The organism is Stygiolobus caldivivus (genome assembly GCF_019704315.1).
Taxonomy (GTDB): domain Archaea; phylum Thermoproteota; class Thermoprotei_A; order Sulfolobales; family Sulfolobaceae; genus Stygiolobus; species Stygiolobus caldivivus.
The window spans coordinates 2270265-2290974 of the sequence record NZ_AP024597.1 but is presented as its reverse complement, the minus strand read 5'-3'; the positions used below and the strand labels follow the sequence as shown (position 1 = coordinate 2290974).

Below are 20710 nucleotides of genomic sequence, written 5' to 3'. Positions count from 1 at the left end.
TTTAGAGGGATTAAAAAAAAAAGAAACCGAGAAAAAATCTTTTCTTCACTTTACATATATTATATAGTGGTATAGCTGTAATGCACCACCAAACAAGATCAGGATCACGCCTAGATCCATACCAGCGTATGTTGCTTGCGGACCTACTGAAGGCAGAGTCCACATAACACCTGCAAGTATCGCAACAATAACTAAAATTGCAACTATTCCAACAAATGCTATATCTTTTCTCTTATACCCTCCTGCCATCGAAGTAGCCGTACCCTCTCCTCTTATTATAGCTCTACCTAACTTGTAGGTCCATATAAACGTAAATATACCTAGAGGGAATAGGGCTATTAAGTTAACTATAGCCGGTTCTTCAAAGAAGTTAACTAGGCTCCCTGCGAAAGCTAGTCCTGCCACCGAACCTATCAGAACTGTGTAAGGTGTCATTTTAACGGTTTTCATGAAGTTCAGTGACACTCCCTTATCTCTATTCTCCTTACCCCTACCCCAGAATAATATTATTAAGCCTACAATTACTGCTGGTGGTCCCAATAACTCTACTTGTTCCGTGAAAGGAGCTGGAACTCCAGGTTGATAGTATCCCCATAAGCTAAGCTCTACTAGGTATATCCACGCTAAAGTCATAACCCATACCCAGAACTTCCTATTCCTCAAGTACATCCATTGACTATTTTCATAAAACGGTAGTAACATTACTATTAGTAATAAGAACACCAATACGGCTATTACCATTGCAGGAGTTAGGGGCTGTCCGTTAGGTAGTTCAAAGTCTACGAACTTGTACAAGAACAAGAAGAACCAAGGCGGATAGGGCTGGACACCTGCTGCTTGAGGCGTCCCGGCCTGAGGTGCTGGGTAGGGGTTTATGACTATAGGTAGTCCGTTGATATTGGCTAAGAGGTTGGGTACGAATAATATTATCCCCCATGTCGTGAGCACAATGGACATCATATACACTACATTTCTTGGCCACCATTCATTGAACTTACTCCACTCCTCTTTAGTATAATATGCTGGTACCTTTGGTTTCTCCTTTTTAGAAGGTGTCATGCCGTATCTTTCTGAGAGCATGAAGTGGAAACCGAATAACGCACCTATCAGGAATACAAGGATTATGTGCCAGCCTAAAAGTCTGTCAAATAATTCCGCCCTAGTTAACGGGCTGCTTGATATTGATGCTAGAGCACCAGGCCCAAATAACCAATTCACAATTACAGTCGCACCGGGGAAGCCTGTCCCTACCATTAACTCACTCCCTATGTCTACAGCATTGACACCTAACACGTCACTCACAAGGCTGTAACCGAAAAACGAGGCACCTAAAGTCAGTAGTAGTAATAAGACACCGGTTACCCATTGTAATTCTCTAGGCTTCTTATACGCCCCTGCGTAGAAGTTTCTGAACATATGGATATATGCTAGGATAATCATAATGTAGGCCCCGTATAGGTGGCTAAAGAGGAGTACTGGCCCGTAGGGTACGTGATAGATGATATTCATTGTGGACTGATAAGCGTATGATGGTTGGTAATAAAGCAAAAGCAGTAGTCCGGTGATGACAGTGTAGACGAATGCACCAGCTACCATCGCACCGAGCCAGTAGGACGGGTTATACATGTAGTCTGGGGTCTTGAAGAAAGGTACTTCTTTAACTCCAACTCTTTCTAATACGTCTTCCACTATACCTTTCTCCTTTTCAGCCATCCAATTTCACCTCCTTACTTACGTTCATTGATATAGAGGTGGATGCAGATATAGATACACCTCCAGTAGTAACTCCCCTCGTAATGTAATCACCAATAGCAGTAGAAATTGCTAATACAAGACCGGGGATCCCGATCTCTGCAAGCAGGGAAATGGCGAGGTTAAAGGGCTCGAACATGGCAGGATAAGCTATAACCCTCCTGATCATCCCTAGATATCCTTCTACTGACATTAGGTACCCTATAGTCATGAACGGTATAGTCCAGAGTAAAAGCCCTGCAGTTATTAACCTTGAGGCGGTCTTTGAGTAGTCGAATCCCGTGGAACTGGACTTTAATAGGTCTAGGAATACACCCGTAAAGCCAACTAGTATTAACGTCCAAATTATTAAGTGGAAGTGCCCTACTATATAATACGTATTATGTATGATTGGGTTTACTATATTGAAAGGCTGAGGTAATGCCTGTACTCCGCCTAGTATAAACCCTATTAAAGCTATTAAGAACGACATTCCTATGGGGTCTCTGTAGTTATAACCGTTTGATAAGAGAATTGTAAGGCCTAGGTTTAAAACGGTCAACCCGGAACCAGCAGCTAAGACTAAAGTGGCGAAGTTAGCCCACAGCCTCAGGACTACTGGCAGTGGAAAAGTCTGTAAGTGGTGCACCCAAATTAACATCGAACCTATAGCCAAAAGGTATATGTTCCATCTAGCCCATTTCTCGCTGTACAATGCCCTACCAGCGGCCTTAGGTATATAATAATATAATGCTCCAAATAGAGGGAACGGTACATAATAGACTACCGGGTGTCCGTAGAACCAGAACAGTATTAACCAGAGGAGCGGGTCTACTTGAACACCAGCTAAAAAGTGCAACGCATACCAGATCTCCGCTGCTGATAATGCAGGCATTGTAAGGGCTATTATAGCCGCAAAAGCTACACCGTATGCTGCGAAAATGTTCAGTTTCTGGTTCTTGGGCTTTGTTGCGTAAGCATCAGCCAGTAAAATAATAGGGATTATAGTCTCCCCAATAGAGTTTACAGCTAAGGCAATATAAGCGAGACCTATTAGTAAGGGGGACTGGTAGATGAGGAATGCCTTAAAGGTACTATTTTCTTCTATAGCTAATGGCGGATACATATACCAGCCCATATCGGGTCCTCCTAGTAACGCTAACAATAAGCCTAAATTCGACGCCCAGAACAGATAAGCTATCTTCTTAGTGTTCACTACAGATAGACCACTTTTATACATAGCGAATGCTATTACAGCAAATGCAGCATCGGGAACTACTCCGAGCATTGCACTCCATCCGTGTAGTGTCAGGGCTAGGTAGTATGTGGGCCCTATACCTGCAGAATTACTGGGAAATACAAGGTAAGTCCTCATGTTCATAGCTGCGGTTCCCACTATTACTAGCCAACCTATCGCACCGAGAGTGAATAGCCAGACTACTCCTAAGGTATCTTTTGGTAACGCAACACTCTTAAATTTACTTAAAAACATAGACATATCTTTCTTTAAATTTCCAATTATTTGCTTAGATAAATTATAAGCCAACTAGACCACCTCTAATGTCCCGGTCATATTCGTAGAAAACGCATAGCCCGCGTATTCGGGCTCATACCAAGTATAGTTCCCCTGAGAACTGGGGGACACAAAGTATGCATAACTCGGGATCCCTGGTACTGCGTTTACGTTAATTACACCGTTAGGGAGCCGTAAGTATATTCCGGTTATGACTTGGGGGGAGTTTAATATTAGGACTACTTGCTGGTTAGGTTGAGCCTTGATTACGTTAGGTGAGTAGTAATACTGGTATATTGTCATGTTAACTACTAATATGCCGTTAATGACTTCAGACGTGTGGTTAGACGGTGGGTGGGACTCAAAATACGAAACGGCTTCTTGGGCTTGTTTAGGCATCCCTGAATACAAGGGTAGACCGTATCTAAAACTTACGTTAGCACCGGTCTGTATTTGGACTATTTCCCATGAAAAATAGCCTAGAATAATGGCTAGCATTACAATAAACCAGACAGCTTCTGCCTCGTGTTTTATTTTATCAATTAGTGCTATACTCGTTCACCTAAAATTCACTGTAATTATCATTATATTTAACTTTTTCTGTGATTTATTTATTTTTGAAACTTAGTTTATATAAATAAAATAATTTAGCATTATGAATTCAAACTTAACATACTTTAATCTATCTAATTGAAAATAACATTAAACTATGTTTAAGTTTTAATTACAAAGAAGATTAATTTTGTGAGCTAGAAAAGATATAAAATAAAAATTTAAAGATTTCAACTATAACTAAATTTGTGAAAAGAAATGAAACCATTTGCCCTCAAGAGAGATGACCTAATATTTTTACACCGCCTCGTGTATAAAATGAGGAACCCCCCAACCAAGTTTGATGAGAAGGAGTTTGTAAAGAAAGGGAGGGACTACCTATTTAAGTATGCCGAAGACAATGTAGGTCCTTTAAACCCTGAAAGGAGACTATTTTTAAAGGGACTACTAGTAGGGATAGGAGCGCTAGCAGTAGTTTCCGTTTTACCGGTTTTAGGTTACCTTAATCAGCCAGAGATAACACTTAAGGACTTTCCGTGGATGATAATAACGGATTCTGACGGGAACCCTATTCAGGCTTCTAAATTGCCGGTAAATAATCCCGCTATTTTAGTATTCCAGTACCCTATGCAAGGTGATATAACTTTCCTGTTAAACATTGGTGATGAAAACGGGAACCCGGTGAAAGTCCCCTCTACTACTGTCACGATCCCAGAGACTGGAGCTACTTATACTTTTCCGGGGGGAGTAGGGCCAAATAACTCTATAGTAGCGTTTAGTGCAATATGTCAACACTTAGGCTGTATACCTCCGGAGATACACTACTATCCTCCCGACCTAGTCAAACCTAACGGGCCTTTCCCTGATTTTATACCCTCCGATGTATACAACATCATCATCTCTCAAGGTATTAAATACGGTGTGATCCATTGTGACTGCCACGGGTCTACTTACGACCCCTATAAGGGTGCCGCTGTAGTTACTGGTCCTACGGTCAGACCCCTTCCTTACGTCCAACTTTATTGGGATCCCAACACCGACTATTTATACGCTGTTGGTATGAACTTACATGCACCCGTAATCTTAGGTAGGAGCAGTGATCTGTCTGGTTTCGCTACTCTGTCCAGTTATGATGAGAGCACCGGGTGTAGTAAATTATTGGTTCAAAAGGGACAGACTCCCACTAACTGTTATACAAGGATTTTGACCAGTTTTGGGAATCCCTTCCAGCAGTCGGGGTGAAAACATGACTAAATTGGGCCTCTTCATACTCGGTCTGATTTTCGGTGGTACTATAGCTATGGCACTGTTCATTGCTTATAACATTATATGGGAAACGGCACCGGTGAAGTGAAATGAAAGAGAAATCGATATTATATATATTTTTAGCGTCTCTGGGCCTCATATTTTTCGTATTCTTATCAATACCGTTTAATTACCTTACAGAAAACGTGATAGGGACTGAACTGACTACAATAGTGGCTGCTAGTTTCTACATGCTCTTCGCCAGCCTCTTGTTTTTATACCTATTCAGGAAGCTAAGGTAAAATTTTTTAATTTCACTTGTAAAGTATTTTTTGATGAGTGCGACAAATTTTATAAATAAAACTATAGATTTGATGTATGCTGAAAATTATATCCTAATGCCTACTTTATTTCAATTAGTAGTATTAATAGTCCTTTACAGTGCAGGTATGGCAATACCGATATTTAACCTCGGACTTGTGGGTGACGCAATTACAGCACATATCTACGGTGCCGCTATAGTAGTAATTTTAAGCTTTTTTGTCTTAGGGTCTGCTATGCGTGGAAATAATCTAAAACTAAAAGCGTTAGGGCTATTAAACGTCTTGTTCTGCATATTTGCGGCTTTTGAAGGCCTATTTTATTTCGGTGGGTATGTAGACCCGTCTTACGCTTTGATGATGGGGTTAGGGTTTTTAGGTGTATTGTTCACGTCTTCAGCTATCACAGTAGATGTAATTCAGAGAGCGATACATTACGTGAGTATTTAACCAAACTTTTTTAACTATTAATTATTAACATAATAATGATAAGTATGGCGCTTTATCAAAAATCGAGGGCTTTAACTGTATTTGCAGGCTCAGAACTTTTATCCTTAATTTTTCTCTTCAGTTTCGGTCTTGCTACTCTCTTGTACGATAAGTTCCCATTAACTAATGCATACCAGTCAGCGTTACTGTCCCTTCATATTAGTTTTGCAATGCTTACCGCTTTCTTGGGAGTTGCTCTCTTTGCGTTAGGTACATTAAGCAAGGACAAGGTGCTATTCTATCTTTCTACGGCTAACATAATATTTATTGGGATGGCAGCAGCTGGAGGCCTGTTATTCTATTCCACTTTAGACCCACTTTACTCATATATTATGGCTTTAAGTTTTGTAGGGTCTTTCTTCAGTACAACAGGGTTCCTTTTTAGGTCTATATAATGATGAGGAAAACAAAAAAGTTAAATTCTTTTTTAAATTTTAAATATTATTTATCTTAATTATGTCTCTCATGTTTCTGAGATATAAATTAGAGTAGAGTAGATAGAGAAATAGGAGATAAGGTATTTCCTTCTCCTCAGCTTCTATATATTTAGTCTACGAATTTTTTCCTTCGGATCGTAAATTTTTAGTCGAATTTAGGAAAGTTAATGAGATTAAGGTATAATACACCGCCTAAATCCGGTCAGCACTAATCGGAAAAACCGTGGCAGTTAAGCGTTATCCTAAATCCTTACCTTAATACTTTAACTTCATCTCGGCATTGGATAGTTGGGGGTTCAAGGCTCGAATCGGAAAGTATAGAGCGTCAGACATCCATTTAGTAAAATATGTCGGATATAAAGGTTCTACGTAAAATGCTACCTAGTATCTACAATAAAATCGATGAGGTTTTACATCTAATAAGAAAAATTTAAGGTTCGAAAACAAGTTTTTGTTTAAAACTTAAAAAATAACTTTATAATAAATATCCTTTTTAAAAACATAAGCTATCTTTTTTAATAATATTAGACTAATTTCAAAGATATCTTTTTAAAGCCTAAAATCAAAATATTCATTAATGTCGCAAGTTACATTCCAAAAAATACCCGGTCTGTTAGCCGTTTATCGGTTAAAAGACGATCACTTAGAGAAGGTTTATGGGATGGATATGATCAGAGTAGACTTGGGTAAATTAGCTAAGATTTTAGTAGAAAATATGGAGATAGGTCAACAAGAGGCAAAGAAGTTGAAATTATTAGACCCCCTTTTGGGATATGCTATGATAATTGACGATATCGGGGTCGTGGTGGTTAGAGACTTAGTTTACTTCGTTAGAGCTAGGGAAACTAATTGGGATTACGTGATTAAACATGCAATTAGTAGTAGCGGAGAGGGGTAAAGATGGGGATAAAAGGTTATGTCGGGCATATAAAATTAGATGATCAAGGGAACGTAATCGAAAGTAAAAATGTCGAAAACCCAGAAGAATGGGCGGAGGTAATTAAGTTCAACGTGAAAAAAGGGAATGAAGAAGCACATGAACTAGGATTTGGGCACATGAATGGGTTTGCAATGATCGGTAAGGATTACTCTCTAACTTTTATGAAAAATGGGGCATATATTGTAAAGACTAAAGAGGTGGACTGGCATGAACTGTTCGTTAAGTACACTTACTCCTTTTCAACGCTAATTGCGGGGTTGTTCTTTACGATTTTATCAATACTCATATTTATAATAGACGTAACTCCCTTAATTAACTACATACCTTACTTTAATAGTATAACACCTGAACCAAGATATTATATACCTATAGGTATGCTGTTAGTGGGGATAGTCTTGCTTGCATCTTCAAAGTCCAAGTTCAACTACAGACTTGAGTGAAAGGTACTCATTCTGTTTTTTCCCATTTACTAAATGACAGCGCGTTATTTTCCGTGTATTCTATAAGTTTAAACTTTTGCTCTTCCATTTCTTTTCTGATCTTTCCTCTGGTCATTATTGGGTCTACTATGAGTACTTGCCCGTGTGTTTTAAGTATCCTCCTTATCTCAGATACTACTATTTTCATGATATCCCTCTTTAAGTTGTAGAAGTACATTACACTATAGATAAAGTAAAAACTCTCGTTACCAAAGGGGATCTTGGGTAACCCGTCGAAAAGTTTAACGTTAGCGTTATATTTTTTTATTAACTTTTCAGCGTCTTCTCTCTTAAAATACTTCCAGTCATCTACAGCTAGGATTTCTTTCCCCAGTTCAACGGAGAGATAGATGGGGATTAAACAATTACTAGGTGCTATATCTAAAACTCTGTCTTCTACTTTGTCTACCACGGGCGCTAATTTTCTTGCTATATATGCTTCCTCATCAACAGTTATGCCCATCCTTAAAACGGGCTGGAAGTCATTTACATCTATCATATTTCTAATAATTTATAAGGATTAAATTAAAGCTTTTTAATCTAATTAAATTGATATGAATCAAATATAGAAGAAAGAGGAAAATCTTTAGCGTTTTCTCCTTAGCCTGAAAGAGATCAGGAACCTACTAACAGCGATTATTAGTGTAATAGAGGATAAGTACACTAGGTCTGTTATGCTATTTATACCGTTTATCAGGTCTATAATAATTTCTCTAAGTACAAAGCTCATAGTAGCGTCCATGACGTAAATTACACTCCTCCCTCTTCCTCTACCGAAATCTACAATGCTTTGGAATAGCTCTAATAAGACAACTACTAAAAACGCGTTACCTACTAACCCAAAGATCTCACTAAGAAGCCCTGTTGGTATTAGGAGGAATATGTCGACCACAGTATATGCAATTACAATTGCTATGGCTAACAGTAGGATGATTTCAACTATCTTGGCTACATACATCACTATTTTTTCTTCTGGTAAATTGAGACTAAATCGCTTTTTTATATTCTTTTTTTCTGCCTTCAATTCATAAGTCCGACTTTTACCTTTGTCGTGTAGACTAAAAAAGCTAAGCTAGGGGTTTAACTTTCTTCTTCTCCCTTCTCTTCTTCGTATAACGTTTCTTCAAGTTTAAAGGTCAGGTTTAGGTACGGGACTATGTGGTCTTTTATTATATGGTTCGGGAAGTCAAATTCTTTCTTTAATTCTCTTATCTCTTTTCCAAAGATCTTATGTTTTAGAGAAGGATTATATATTAAATTAGCATTTATCGTAATCACTGTTTTGTTGCTCAGTTCTTGGGATAAGAACTGCATGGTCAACTCAAACGTGTTATCTACGTCTTTACCCTTATATTCTACTCCCCCCATTATTATTTCAGGTCCCTTTAAAGTCCCTAAAAGTGTCCTTATTCCAGTATCTGGTGTCCCAAAAACGTAAAGGACTTTATAATAATTAGGTAATTTTTCTAATGTTACTTTGCCTGGACTTACGAAAGTTTCACTTGCAGTATCATAGACTTGTAAGATTACGAAATGAGAAATAATACCGCTCAGTCTAAATGGGTCTGTAAAGATCTTCATTATCTCAGATCTAGGCGAATTAAATGTGAGTTTAACAGAGTTTAACATTTAATTTAATAATTTAGTTTCTTGTATATAAACGTTATTATCATTAATTCAATTAGATTAAAGGAACTTAAAAATCTCTATGTAACACCTAGTTGATTTATTATTAGCTGAATTATTAACTTAAATTCCCTGATAATCAAAACCCCGGAACCCTGTTTTTAATTTTCAATTTTCTTAATGTCCCCCACATGGTAGCAGTATTTTCAGAAATTACCGGTATTCCTAAGTCCTCGTGTAAGTATGTTACTGCCTCATAGGTAGATAGTGCTGTACATGCGATGTAAATAGCGTCAGCGTTAATTACCTTATCGAGGTTTCTCTTTACAAGCCTGTAAATAGTAAATATTGGAGTATTAGAAATATCAACACCTTTTACCTTTCCTAACCCGTCATAACCGACTACCTCGAACCCCTTAGACCTCCAAAACTCTACCTCTTCCAAAGTTCTCTCCTTTATATACGGTGTTCCTACCCAGATTTTCTTTACTTTTAATTCTCTTAATAAGTTGTAGACTTCTTCTTCTGGGATCACTACTTCCTTCCTTATTACCTTCCTTATAACGTCTACATGTCTATGTGTACCGTAAGTCCTCCCGTAGACTATGACGTCTGATACTTCCTCTAGTAGGGAGTAGACGTACTTAAGCTCTCTTTCGAACTCCTCTACGTTGTCAGGCTCACACCCTTTCGTAGGTTTCATCCTCGTCGAATGGATTGTTACTCCTTCTGGTGCCATTTTCCACATGTCGTATTCCATAGCTGCGTTATTTGCAGGTAAAATGAGTCCTATCCTCCCTCTTCCGCCTGGCATTTTAATACTTAAAAGCTACTTGTATTTTAAAGTAGTTGTTGAACGTAAGAAAAATGATATTAAAGGAAATAAAGTCGTTCTTTCAGTACCAGAAGGAGGGGGATCTAGAATTATTAAAGGAAGTACTTAAAGAAGTACGGTATAAGGACGGGTATGTAATTTTAAGAGAGGAGAAGATTAAGGTAGAGAACAAGGAAGATGCTGTGGGCGTTTTTCTCGCTAATATCCCTTATGCCATCCTCGGGGAAGGAGAGATTAGAGAAGATTTACCAGATAAAGTGAGAAAAATCCAGAGTGATGCAATAAAACTGGTCACATTAGGGATAAACGAGGTAGCTACATTAGAGATTTACCTAATGTTAGAGATGAGCTTACGTACACTTTACTCAGAGTATTTGTCAAAAGGGGTGACCATAAAGTATAAAGAGAAAAAAGTAAAGGTTAAGGGGTTGGACTACCGTCGCCTCAAACTATATATAAGGAGAAAGGGCTGGAGTAAATATAAGGTGAAGGTCAACGGTGAGGTTTTCCCTTTCTCTCAAGGTTCTCTATTAGCTTGGGCTGAAAGGTATATGGACCAGAAACTGAGTTTGACTTACAGGTTATCGGTGAATGTCAGGAATTTACTTGCTCATGGAGAGGTAGAATGGGATCTATTCCCTACTCTAAGTTCGGTTAAATCTGCTTCTTATGCCTCATGGTCTCTGTTTGATAACTTCAGAAAAAAATATGAATAGTTGTACATATTATCTAATATATTTTGACAAATTTTGAATGTAATTCATAGTAAAACTTTAGTATCAAAGAGACCTCTCACGTAGTATTTTTGTATATAACGAGATTGAGAGTGGGTTAGTATCTCTGATATTACAATCATTACACCAACAAAATAGAAGTAAAATTTTTAAGTTTCTTATCCAGTTACATATTGATGACAGAAACTGTAATGGGTAGAAAAAAGAGGACAAGGTATGAAATAATACATGATATATTATCACAGTGCGAGAACGGTGCAAAGAAGACTTGGCTAATGTATAAGGCAAATCTAAGCTATGAACTAACAAATAACTACATAAACAGACTAGTAGAGAAAGATTTAATATCTCAAAAAGACGGTCTGTATTACCTCACCGAAAAAGGTAAGAAGTTACTAGAGCTACTAAAGGAATATAAGGAAAAGAAGACAGCACTAGATAAGGTAACGTCTCAGATTAAGGATATATACGGAGAAGACTAAGCCCCGTTTTTAATCTCAAAGGTGTTTTAATCATTCTTTTTATTTTTCCTTTCCTAAGTATTGTGTATGGATGTAGTTATCTTCACTTCGAGTAGGGAAGCAGAGGCAGAAGAACCGGTATTTTGTGATAGGGATAGTGTCAAAGTCGATAAGAGTAAATGCACTGGGAAGAGTATAAGTGTTGCACCGATCCTCTCTAGGTATTTAAAAGACCTGGGGTTTAAGGTTACAGTAGTAGACCCTTTTGCAGATGATGTAGCTTATGAAGCTGATGAAGTGATAAAAGGCGACTCGTTTAAAGTCCCAGATGAAGTCGTAAAAGGGAAATATGTAGTAATAGCTACTAAACACGTTTATGATACATGGGCTATAATGAAATCAATAATAGGTGGAGCTAAGGAGATCGCCGTAGTTATGAGCATAAAGAGGGCAAAAGTTATAATGAGGAGACTCCTAGAAGCAGGGATACCAGTTGAGCAACTTAAGAGGCTGAGGATACCTGCGGGCTTGGATATAGGTGCTAAAAGCGAAAAAGAAATAGCGTTAAGCATATTAGCCGAGATTATTACGGTGGAAAGAGGGGGGAGCGGGAGGCCACTTAGAGAAGTAAAAGGTTTCGAAAAAATCTTCGAAGAAGTGAAATAGGGTTTAAAGTATAGGTCTTCTTTTTAAACCGCTATGACTGAACCCTTTTCCCTTAAACCTCTCTTCCTCCCACACATTACCTCTTTCGTGATATCCCCTCTCCTCCCAGAATCCATCTTGATATTCAGTGGTGAACTGGATAGCAGTAAGCCACTTTGCACTTTTCCATCCGTAGAGGTGGGGTATAAAAGGACGGGCAGGGAACCCTGACTTTATATCTAAGGGCTTTCCGTTCATCTTTAGGGCTACTATAGAGTCTTCAGATAATGCGTCCTCTACCGGCACTACAGAGGTATAACCATCGAGTGAGTAAAAGATAACCCATTTGGCTGAGTCTTTGACCTTTGCCATTTCAGCCAATGTCTTTATTTTTACCCCCTCCCATTTTACACCAGCTACACTCCAACCTGTCACGCAGTGGAAATCTTTAGTATATTCAACGTCGATCATTTTAAGTAGTTCTTCATAACTGAATTCTAGTTTCTTCTCGACCTCACCGAAAATTTTCAGTTTGTAAGTATTTACATCTACATCTGGTACTCCTAACGCCGCATAGTATATGAACTTTTTAACGTATTTTTGTCCGGGTGGAATTTGTTCTTGCACGACTAAAAATCACGTATAAAGTTAATAAAGTGGTATTAGAATGATGCTAATACTCTGTATTTAGCCATAGTCTGAGCTTTTGAGTAACAGCTGAGGAGTTGTTTTACTGAGGCAGACCACCTAAAGTTTTCCTCTACTCTTCTAATGCTATTTTCCCTGACTTTATTCCAATAGTTTACGTCCTCAGGCTTGAATAATAAACTCTTATTATCTAGTATGGAGACGTCTTTTTTCTCTGTAGCCATAGATAGTAACAGAGAAGTTGTAATAGCCCTACTTAGTTCCCATATATTTTCCGGTTCTACTAAGAAACCTGTACCGTTTTTACTATCTTCCCTAATGTCTACTATTGTCTCTCTAAGTCCTCCTACTGCGTATGCCACTACAGGGGCTCCTAAAGCCATGGCTTCTACAGATACTAGCCCAAAAGGCTCCCACCTAGACGGTATTACAAATACAGACGAGGCATAGTAGAATAATTTGTAGATGTCTTTAGGTAATGATGAAGATATTATTAGCCTAACGTTTCCTCCCATTTCGGATGACTTGTTTATAACGTCTTGTAATAGACCGTAATCACCGGAAGGTAAACCGAGGACTACTAACCTAGCATTAGGGATCACGTTAAGTGTTTCCCTGAATGCCCTGACCAGCAAGTCTACTCCTTTTTGATAAACCATTCTACCAGCAAATAGCACTAAGGGACCGTCATCGAGCCTTGAATATGTCCAGTCGTCTTTGATACCTATCCTGAACCTGTTGTTCCATAATAGGTTCCCTGTTACATAGTCTTCCGGGATCACTCTCAACCTTTCCAACTCTTCGTATAACCTTCTCCTTACCGTCTCCCTCTCGGTGGTGTTGAACCTAGACCTAGCGTATTCTACTGCTTCGTTTACATTCCATTCAGTCCCGTTATAAGTCACACAGCTCTTATTTTCGATCCAGTTACCGATGAAGTTGTAGACGTCGTAAGTAAGGTAACTTTTGCTTACAGTAGCTAGCATATCAGCCTCATACGCTCCGAACTTTTCAATTAACCCCGAGGATAGTTCATCCCATACTTGTCTTGTGGTATATAGTTCATGTTTTATTACCTTCCAGATATAGTGGGGGCAATTCAGTAGGCCAGCCCAATCTTCGGAAGCATAGTGCCAAGGGAATCCTACTTTATTCAGTAAGTGGATAGTGTAGATTAGGGGGACTATTATCCTCCTAGTTTCGAAGGTCTGTTTAGCCCCTACGCCTGCTAATACCGAGTGCCAGTCATGGACGTGGATTATAGAAGGGACATTAGACGGTATAGAGAACTCGGAATATTTTATTACTCCGCGTGCTAGGAGCGCCGATTTTTCATTAATGTTCGAATAGATATTCCAGTCATCCATTATTACTCCGGTAGAATGGTCTAAACCTTTTACTAAGACCACGTTAAAACCGTCCAGTTTGCCTTCCTCAAAACCTAGCTTATAATGGTATTTTCTGCCATCTAGGCCTACTCTATCCCCTTCAGCTACTAAAGGGAGGTCTTTTAGGGAAAGGTATTCCCTTAGTTTGGGGTCAAAATGCCTTCCGTGGCTCGGCATTATCACTGTTACTTTGTAGCCCTGCCCAGCTAGCTCTCTACTTAGATTATATACTACCGGTCCTAGTCCTCCAAGGCTAGCCACTTTAGTAAGTTCAACCGAGATCATCCAGATGTTTTTTATTTCGTCTGGCATCCAAAGGGATTCATATCTTTTCATTTAGCCCACTCTCTAACATATTTTTCCAATTCCTTATATTCAGGGTGGGTTTTCACTACGTCGTAAAATTGCTTCAAAGTCCAGACTTCTTTCCCCCTTTGACCGTTTAAGTGAAATATGAACGGTTCATTATTAATATTTAATTTCGTTCGCATTTCCTCCTGAAATAGGGTAATTGCATAGAATTCATTAATAAAAGCATCTATTGGGGAATTGAAAGAACTGAAATACGAGTGGACTTCAGCCGGCCCCCCTGTACCTAGGAACATATAGTAATAATGGTCGCTGGTGGTGAAGTACCTCCACGCCTTTAAGTAATCCCCACCTAGTTCTTTTGCTAACATTTCAGTCCTCCGTACCATCTCGTCATATGCCCATTGCATTATATTCCCTAACCAGCTCGACTCATCTTTATTTACGTCAGCCCAAGAAACTGTCTGGTCTAGAGGTAGTTCGTCGTATACGTTCTGGTATACTTCCTTGGGGAGTATCATCTTTACATTAGCCTTGTAGAGTTCCCTCGGTAACCAACGTAGGAAGTCCAGTATCCCGCTTTCAGGCCAGTGATGTTCACCGAATGTCTCATAGTCTACGAAGATCATACCAGTATCACCCTCTGACCAGCTTACCCAGTCAGCGAACTTCTTTGCAGTTAACGGGTACTGGTCCCAGTTTCTGTTAGAGAACCTAAAGGCTATGTCATCGCTAAGCCTGTAGTTCCTCAAGAAGAGGGACAAATTAGTCCCCTTCACTTTATACACGTGGTTAGGGCTTCTACCTTTTAGCAAGCTTTCTTTTCCTTCAGTGACTATCGCCTTAAACCCTAGTTTTTCAGCTTCACTAGCTATCCTAAAATTTGCTAATAGTTCAGTGTTCTCAAATGTTATAGGGTTTTGCCCAAAGAGTTCCCTGATGAGTTCCCTATGTTTTTTAACTTGTTCCTTCCACTCATCCAAGTCAGCCCAAAGGCTTGTGACTGAATGGTAATAGGTCTGGGAAAGGAATTCTACCTTTTTAGTATATGAGAGCTGTTGTAATAGCTCGATTACTTCCCTACCCCATTTCTCTGCTTGCTCTAAAAACGTCCCTGAAACGGAATAAAAGAACTTAGCGTCGTATCCTTCATTTTCTCCCCTCTCAATTTCTTCAAGGATAATCTTTGTTGCAGGTATGTAACATTTCCTTTTTACCCTTTCAAAGACTTCTTTATTTAGAGAGTCGTCAAAGAACTTACTCAGCACCTCACTTCTGTATATGGGGTTCCACAGGAAGTCTTTTCTTATCCTAAAAGGTTGGTGTACTTCAAAGCCTAGGCTAACGTGCCTCATATATATGTTTTATAAGTGATTGTATAAAAATTATTATTGATGTCGATCAAGATAGAGGATGTAAAAGTAATTATACCAATAGGAGGAGAAGCGACAAGACTTAGACCTCTTACGGTAGAGACTTCAAAAGCAGCTGTAAGACTGCTGAATAGACCTTTAATTGAGTATACTTTACTAGAACTTGTAAAACAAGGTATAAAGGAAATAATATTCGGAGTAAGGGGTTACGTAAATTATCGATCGCTCTTTGACTTGTATAAAGAAGGCATCGGTTTTTCAGCCAGGTACCATATAAAACCCAGAGTCCACTTTAAGTACCAACCGAGGGTGGACAGTATAGGGAATGCTGACGCCGTGAGGATTAACTTGGAATATTATGATATTCAGGAGCCTTTCATAGTAATCCAAGGGGACAATTTATTTAAACTTGACGTAAAAAAGGTCTTGGAATTCCATGAAAGTAAAAACGCTTTCATGACTATAGTCCTTAAACCCGTAGACAACGTAGAAGAATTCGGAGTAGCTGAGTTGGAGAGTGACGGCAGGATTAGGAGGTTTGTAGAGAAACCGAAAAAAGAGGAAGCGCCAACAAACTTGGCAAACACCGGTCTATATGTCATTAGCCCGGAGATAAGGAAGGTGTTCAAGAGCAATGAAGTGCAAGAGATGTATAAAATGGGAAAGATGGACTTTGGAAAGGACATAATCCCTTACCTGATAAAGAAGGGGTATCCAATATACGGTTATATAACAAATGATCTCTGGTTTGACGTAGGTACCCCTGCTAGGTATCTGGACGCTATGCTTACTTTGTTAAAGTACCTCGACGCGGGAGATATGCACGGTATTAAGATAGACCCTAATAGGAGGATATTTGTACAAGGTACTAGCCCGGACTCGAGGAAGAGAAGGATAGCGATAAAGAGGATGTATAAGAAAGGTGAGCTAAAACTGGAAGGCGATATACTAATTGGGAGGCATTGTCAGATAGGTAAGAAGACATATATTGAAGAGTCCAGCATTGACAATTTCACTATAATAGGCGAAGGTGTAAAGATAGTGAAGAGCTCTATAATGGATAGGTGCTATATAGGAGACTATGCAGTAATAGAAAACTCAATAGTCGCTAGGCATGTAGAGATAAGGTCTTCGAAGTCGAGGCCTACAAAGATCGTTAATAGTGTAATAGCTGAAGATGTAGTAATAGGCGAAGGTAGTGAGATAGTAAATTCAAAGATATATCCTCATAAGCTTATTAACGCCGAAAGTAAGTTATACGATACTGTGCTCACATGAGGGTCTTAAGCGTAGGTAACGGCAAACTATTAGTGAACCTTGACGAATTAGGAAGGATCATCGACTTATATTACCCATACGTGGGAATGGAAAACCATACTAACGGAAAACCTGTAAGACAATACATTTTTACGGATAGACTTTATCAAGATACAGAATGGCGGGTTAACCTAAATTACTTGAACAATACAAATATTGCTGAAGTAAAGGCAGATATTAATAGTAAAATCTCTTTACTGTCATATGATTTTACGGACCTATACGAGCCTATTTTTTACAGAGTAATAAAAGTCTACAATAAGTCAACTGAAGTTATAAGGGCTAAATTGATATTTTTATTTGACCTAGACCTTTATTCTAACCCTTATGGAGACACAGCGTTCTTTGACCCCGAGACTACTTCAATTATCCACTATAAGGCCAAGAGGTATGTCGGGATTAAACTGTTAGGGATTATGAAAGAGTTTAACGAATTTACAGTAGGCAAAAATGACGTATTTGAGGACGTGAAAGACGGCAACCTCATCGGCAAGACTATTGAAAACGGTAACGTACAGTCTGCACTGGCTCTACAACTATCGTTAAGCCCCCTCGGAAGCGAGAAGGCATACCTTGCGATAGCGTTTGACAGGACTCTGCAAGGGCTGAGGAAACTGTTAAAAAGGGTAACTTCTACAGAGATCGAGTCCTCATTTACTACTTCTTATATGTTTTGGAAAAATTGGTTCGATAAGTTTGAGCTAAAAGAAGTGGACGACAAGATCAAAGACTTATTCCAGATTAGCCTTTTAGTGATAAAAAACCACATGGATCAAAACGGTTCAATAATAGCTTCCTCTGACTATAGCTTTGTGGGTGTATACGGTGATTCGTATACTTATTGCTGGCCTAGGGACAGTGCAATAACTGCCCATGCGTTAGACCTAGCGGGCTACGGTGACTTAGCGGTAAAACACTACGCGTTTATTTCAAAATTAGTTAGTGAAGAGGGGTTCCTTTTCCACAAATATAATCCCGACAGTACGTTGGCTAGTTCATGGCACCCATGGCTCATGAACGGTAAAAGGATTTACCCGATACAAGAAGATGAGACAGCATTGCAAGTGTGGGCTATAGCTAAACACTATGAATATTATAAAGACATTGACGAACTAGTTTCAGTTTATAAGGACTTTGTAAAGCCGGCTGTAAGGTTCATGATGAGGTACATAGAAGACGGTTTACCTAAACCGAGTTTTGACTTATGGGAAGAGAGGTACGGGATACACATCTATACCGTGTCAACAGTATACGGTGCTCTGAAGTCGGCTTCTAAACTTGTATCAGATATGGGGGATGAAGTCCTTTCAGGAGACATGGTGACTATTGCTAGGTACATTAAAGAGGAAGCTTTGAAGAGGATGGTACATAATGATAGATTTATAAGGCGTCTTGACGAAAACGGGAATAAGGACTTAACAGTAGATGCGAGTATGTATTCTCCTTTCTTCTTTGAGATGGTCGATGCAGGACACCCAATAATGAAAAATACTATAAAGATCATTGAAGACCTCTTGACTGTTAACGGTGGCATAATCAGGTATGAAAACGACTATTATAGGAGGGAAAGGCCACTCCCTAACCCTTGGATAATAACTACTTTATGGGTTGCCCAGTACTATGCTGAAATACAAGACATGCAGAAAGCAATGAAATACGTTAAGTGGGTCATGGATAGGGCTTTACCTACCGGCCTTTTGCCTGAACAAGTATACCCAGATACTTTACAGAGCTCTTCTGTAATGCCTTTGGTATGGTCTCATTCGGAATTTATCATTACTTTAGATAAGCTAATAACTAGTAATGACTAAATTTAAAGTGTGTTACCACCCGAGGAATGTGAAAGGCGTGAGTGGCTTTTATCGCTTAGGACTGGAGGGTATTCTTCCTCTACTATCTGCGGTATAAATTCGAGGACTTATCACGGATACTTAGTAGTCCCCCTTAACCAACCTCATAAAAGGTACTTAATGCTGTCAAAATTTGAGGACTATTTAATAACAGATGAAGGAGAGTTCCCCTTGTCTGCAAACCATTATGAAGGTGCGTATTACCCAGAAGGCTATAAATACCTTAAAGAGTTCAAGTGGGGGAGGAATTACGTAAAGTGGATTTATGAGATAAATGATAAGAAAGTCGAAAAGACTTTAATTGCTCATGAATTCGAGAACGCTATAACCGTAGAGTATAAGACAAGTGAGGGCAAGATAAGGGTGTGCCCATTAGTCACTTACCGTAGCCACCACTTGGTAACACCAAAGTCTCTGTTTTTTGATGTGTCTTATCAGGGCCAGAAGGTTAAAGTAATGAAAGAGGGTACGTCATTCCTAAATTTTCTGTTCGAAAGCGGGGTTGACGTAGAGCTTACCGGATATTGGTATTATAACTTCTTTTATTTACTTGACTTCGAAAGGGGCTCTAACTATAAAGAAGACCTATACAACCCGTTTTGTGCTACGAGTAAAAATAATAGCTTAGCGGTTCACATTTATTACGATAGGGCAGGTTTTGAAAAACCAAAGGAAAGCCCCTACGACGTGTTAAAGCTCTTAGCCTCAGCTTCTACAGATTTCTTAGTGAGGGGGAAAGACGGGTGGGCGATTATTGCCGGGTACCACTGGTTCGATGAGTGGGGGAGAGACACTTTTATTTCAATGGAAGGTATCCTTTTAATGAACGGGCTCTATAAATTAGCTGAAGAAATAACTGATAGGTATCTAAGTTATATGGAGAAAGGCCTATTGCCGAACCACATAACACCCGAAGGAGAGCCGATTTATGTTGGAGTAGATATTAGCCTGTGGGCTGTTAACGCGGTCTATAAGATCTATACATATAGTGGTGATAAGGAGTATGTTAGGCGAGTTTACCCTAAACTCCAAGAAATAATAGACTGGTACTCAAAGGGGAATAGTATAGTTTACTTAAAAGATAACTTATTATTCCACAGAGGGGCCCCAAGGACGTGGATGGACGCCAGTTATAACGGTAGAATTGTAACACCTAGAGAAGGGGCTGCGGTAGAGATTAACGCGTTATGGTATAACGCTTTAATGATAATGGACTTCTTTTCCAAAATGTTTAATGACAACCAAGACTACGGAATAATGGCGGAGAAAGTAAAGAATGCCTTTAATGAGAAATTCGTTACCAGTTGGGGGCTTTACGATTATATAGACCAATACATGATACCCGATAAGTCGATCAGGCCCAACCAGATTTTCTCCCTTTCCCTCCCTTTTAACGTCTTACCCCCAGAGATGGGAAAGGTTATGTTGACTACGGTGGAGAATGAGCTTTTAAGGCCTTATGGACTCAGTACTCTTTCTATGAGAGACCCTAGGTATAAACCTATATATAGGGGTGATAGGGCTAGTAGGGACGAAGCGTACCATAACGGTCCTATATGGCCGTGGCTTATAGGTGCGTATATAGACGCAAAACTGAAAGTAGAAAACGACGTAATTAAAGCTAAGATGCTCATAGATGTCTTCAGGCCACTTCTAGATGTAATTAAGGAAAATAATGGATATATCCCTGAGTTATTTGAAGATATTCCGCCTTACTTAGCAGGCGGGTGTATAGCCCAAGCTTGGAGTGTCGCCGAGGTCTATAGGGGGTTTAACAAAGTTATAGGGATTTAGCTTAACTTTTACGTAGAAGGTAAG

Annotated in this window: 22 protein-coding genes; 12 read left to right on the top strand and 10 right to left on the bottom strand. The window is 39.2% G+C overall.

What is annotated here, in order from left to right; translation table 11 throughout:
* Positions 1 to 45 precede the first annotated feature (45 nt).
* From soxC to soxA, 3 genes are read right to left on the bottom strand one after another with little or no spacing between them, the layout of a single operon-like run.
* Entirely contained in the window at positions 46 to 1713 is a 1668-nt protein-coding gene (gene soxC / locus KN1_RS11360) for a proton pump complex cytochrome B SoxC (protein WP_221287744.1), read from the bottom strand.
* Entirely contained in the window at positions 1706 to 3229 is a 1524-nt protein-coding gene (locus KN1_RS11355; RefSeq protein WP_221290723.1) for a cbb3-type cytochrome c oxidase subunit I, read from the bottom strand. The genes soxC and KN1_RS11355 overlap by 8 nt, the downstream gene beginning before the upstream one ends.
* A gap of 48 nt (positions 3230 to 3277) precedes the next feature.
* Entirely contained in the window at positions 3278 to 3742 is a 465-nt protein-coding gene (gene soxA, locus KN1_RS11350; protein WP_221287743.1) for a proton pump complex quinol oxidase subunit SoxA, read from the bottom strand.
* A 312-nt stretch (positions 3743 to 4054) separates the two neighbouring features.
* Here soxA and KN1_RS11345 point away from each other — a divergent pair, with 312 nt between their 5' ends.
* From KN1_RS11345 to KN1_RS11320, 6 genes are all read left to right on the top strand, one after another.
* Positions 4055 to 5038 (top strand): Rieske 2Fe-2S domain-containing protein, encoded by a 984-nt coding sequence (locus tag KN1_RS11345; protein WP_221287742.1) that lies wholly within the window; start codon positions 4055 to 4057, stop codon positions 5036 to 5038.
* 113 nt (positions 5039 to 5151) lie between these two features.
* Entirely contained in the window at positions 5152 to 5343 is a 192-nt protein-coding gene (locus KN1_RS11340) for a hypothetical protein (protein WP_221287741.1), read from the top strand.
* Between the two features lie 33 nt (positions 5344 to 5376).
* Positions 5377 to 5811 (top strand): hypothetical protein, encoded by a 435-nt coding sequence (locus tag KN1_RS11335; RefSeq protein ID WP_221287740.1) that lies wholly within the window; start codon positions 5377 to 5379, stop codon positions 5809 to 5811.
* Positions 5812 to 5846: 35 nt separating this feature from the next.
* Positions 5847 to 6245 carry a hypothetical protein gene (locus tag KN1_RS11330; protein ID WP_221287734.1) on the top strand — a complete coding sequence of 133 codons (399 nt, stop codon included), beginning with the start codon at positions 5847 to 5849 and terminating at the stop codon, positions 6243 to 6245.
* Positions 6246 to 6864: 619 nt separating this feature from the next.
* Complete coding sequence (locus KN1_RS11325) at positions 6865 to 7185, top strand: hypothetical protein (RefSeq protein ID WP_221287733.1); 321 nt, start codon at positions 6865 to 6867, stop codon at positions 7183 to 7185.
* A gap of 2 nt (positions 7186 to 7187) precedes the next feature.
* Positions 7188 to 7667, top strand: a complete 480-nt coding sequence (locus KN1_RS11320) for a hypothetical protein (protein ID WP_221287732.1) — start codon at positions 7188 to 7190, stop codon at positions 7665 to 7667.
* A 7-nt stretch (positions 7668 to 7674) separates the two neighbouring features.
* Here the strand turns inward: KN1_RS11320 and KN1_RS11315 are convergent, their stop codons facing one another.
* The 4 genes from KN1_RS11315 to KN1_RS11300 all read right to left on the bottom strand — a co-directional run bounded on the left by KN1_RS11315 (position 7675) and on the right by KN1_RS11300 (position 10146).
* On the bottom strand, positions 7675 to 8205 hold the full coding sequence (locus KN1_RS11315) for a methyltransferase domain-containing protein (protein ID WP_221287731.1): 531 nt from the start codon (positions 8203 to 8205) through the stop codon (positions 7675 to 7677).
* 87 nt (positions 8206 to 8292) lie between these two features.
* Entirely contained in the window at positions 8293 to 8730 is a 438-nt protein-coding gene (locus KN1_RS11310) for a phosphate-starvation-inducible PsiE family protein (RefSeq protein WP_221287730.1), read from the bottom strand.
* Between the two features lie 56 nt (positions 8731 to 8786).
* Complete coding sequence (locus KN1_RS11305) at positions 8787 to 9335, bottom strand: hypothetical protein (RefSeq protein WP_221287729.1); 549 nt, start codon at positions 9333 to 9335, stop codon at positions 8787 to 8789.
* Positions 9336 to 9471: 136 nt separating this feature from the next.
* Positions 9472 to 10146, bottom strand: coding sequence for a maleate cis-trans isomerase family protein (locus tag KN1_RS11300; RefSeq protein WP_221287727.1), 675 nt, complete (start codon positions 10144 to 10146; stop codon positions 9472 to 9474).
* 38 nt (positions 10147 to 10184) lie between these two features.
* Between KN1_RS11300 and KN1_RS11295 the strand changes: the two genes are divergently transcribed.
* The 3 genes from KN1_RS11295 to KN1_RS11285 all read left to right on the top strand — a co-directional run bounded on the left by KN1_RS11295 (position 10185) and on the right by KN1_RS11285 (position 12028).
* Complete coding sequence (locus KN1_RS11295; RefSeq protein WP_225905673.1) at positions 10185 to 10883, top strand: hypothetical protein; 699 nt, start codon at positions 10185 to 10187, stop codon at positions 10881 to 10883.
* Between the two features lie 194 nt (positions 10884 to 11077).
* Positions 11078 to 11383, top strand: coding sequence for a winged helix-turn-helix domain-containing protein (locus tag KN1_RS11290; protein ID WP_221287726.1), 306 nt, complete (start codon positions 11078 to 11080; stop codon positions 11381 to 11383).
* A 66-nt stretch (positions 11384 to 11449) separates the two neighbouring features.
* Positions 11450 to 12028: an XdhC family protein gene (locus tag KN1_RS11285; protein ID WP_221287724.1), complete on the top strand. Its 579-nt coding sequence runs from the start codon at positions 11450 to 11452 to the stop codon at positions 12026 to 12028.
* Between the two features lie 3 nt (positions 12029 to 12031).
* On the opposite strand, the gene KN1_RS11280 is transcribed toward KN1_RS11285, so the two are convergent.
* Genes KN1_RS11280 through KN1_RS11270 form a run of 3 tightly spaced genes read right to left on the bottom strand, consistent with a single transcriptional unit; the run spans position 12032 to position 15707 of the window.
* Complete coding sequence (locus KN1_RS11280; protein ID WP_221287722.1) at positions 12032 to 12634, bottom strand: sulfite oxidase-like oxidoreductase; 603 nt, start codon at positions 12632 to 12634, stop codon at positions 12032 to 12034.
* 35 nt (positions 12635 to 12669) lie between these two features.
* Complete coding sequence (locus tag KN1_RS11275) at positions 12670 to 14379, bottom strand: glycogen/starch synthase (protein WP_221287720.1); 1710 nt, start codon at positions 14377 to 14379, stop codon at positions 12670 to 12672.
* Positions 14376 to 15707 (bottom strand): glycoside hydrolase family 57 protein, encoded by a 1332-nt coding sequence (locus KN1_RS11270; protein ID WP_221287712.1) that lies wholly within the window; start codon positions 15705 to 15707, stop codon positions 14376 to 14378. The genes KN1_RS11275 and KN1_RS11270 overlap by 4 nt, the downstream gene beginning before the upstream one ends.
* A gap of 39 nt (positions 15708 to 15746) precedes the next feature.
* Here KN1_RS11270 and KN1_RS11265 point away from each other — a divergent pair, with 39 nt between their 5' ends.
* Genes KN1_RS11265 through KN1_RS11255 form a run of 3 tightly spaced genes read left to right on the top strand, consistent with a single transcriptional unit; the run spans position 15747 to position 20686 of the window.
* Positions 15747 to 17003 carry a DUF4954 family protein gene (locus KN1_RS11265; RefSeq protein WP_221287711.1) on the top strand — a complete coding sequence of 419 codons (1257 nt, stop codon included), beginning with the start codon at positions 15747 to 15749 and terminating at the stop codon, positions 17001 to 17003.
* The gene (locus KN1_RS11260) at positions 17000 to 18853 is read left to right on the top strand and encodes a glycoside hydrolase family 15 protein (protein ID WP_221287709.1); all 1854 of its coding nucleotides are present in this window, start codon (positions 17000 to 17002) and stop codon (positions 18851 to 18853) included. Before KN1_RS11265 ends, KN1_RS11260 begins: the two co-directional genes overlap by 4 nt.
* A gap of 9 nt (positions 18854 to 18862) precedes the next feature.
* Positions 18863 to 20686, top strand: coding sequence for an amylo-alpha-1,6-glucosidase (locus tag KN1_RS11255; RefSeq protein WP_221287707.1), 1824 nt, complete (start codon positions 18863 to 18865; stop codon positions 20684 to 20686).
* Positions 20687 to 20710: the final 24 nt, after the last annotated feature.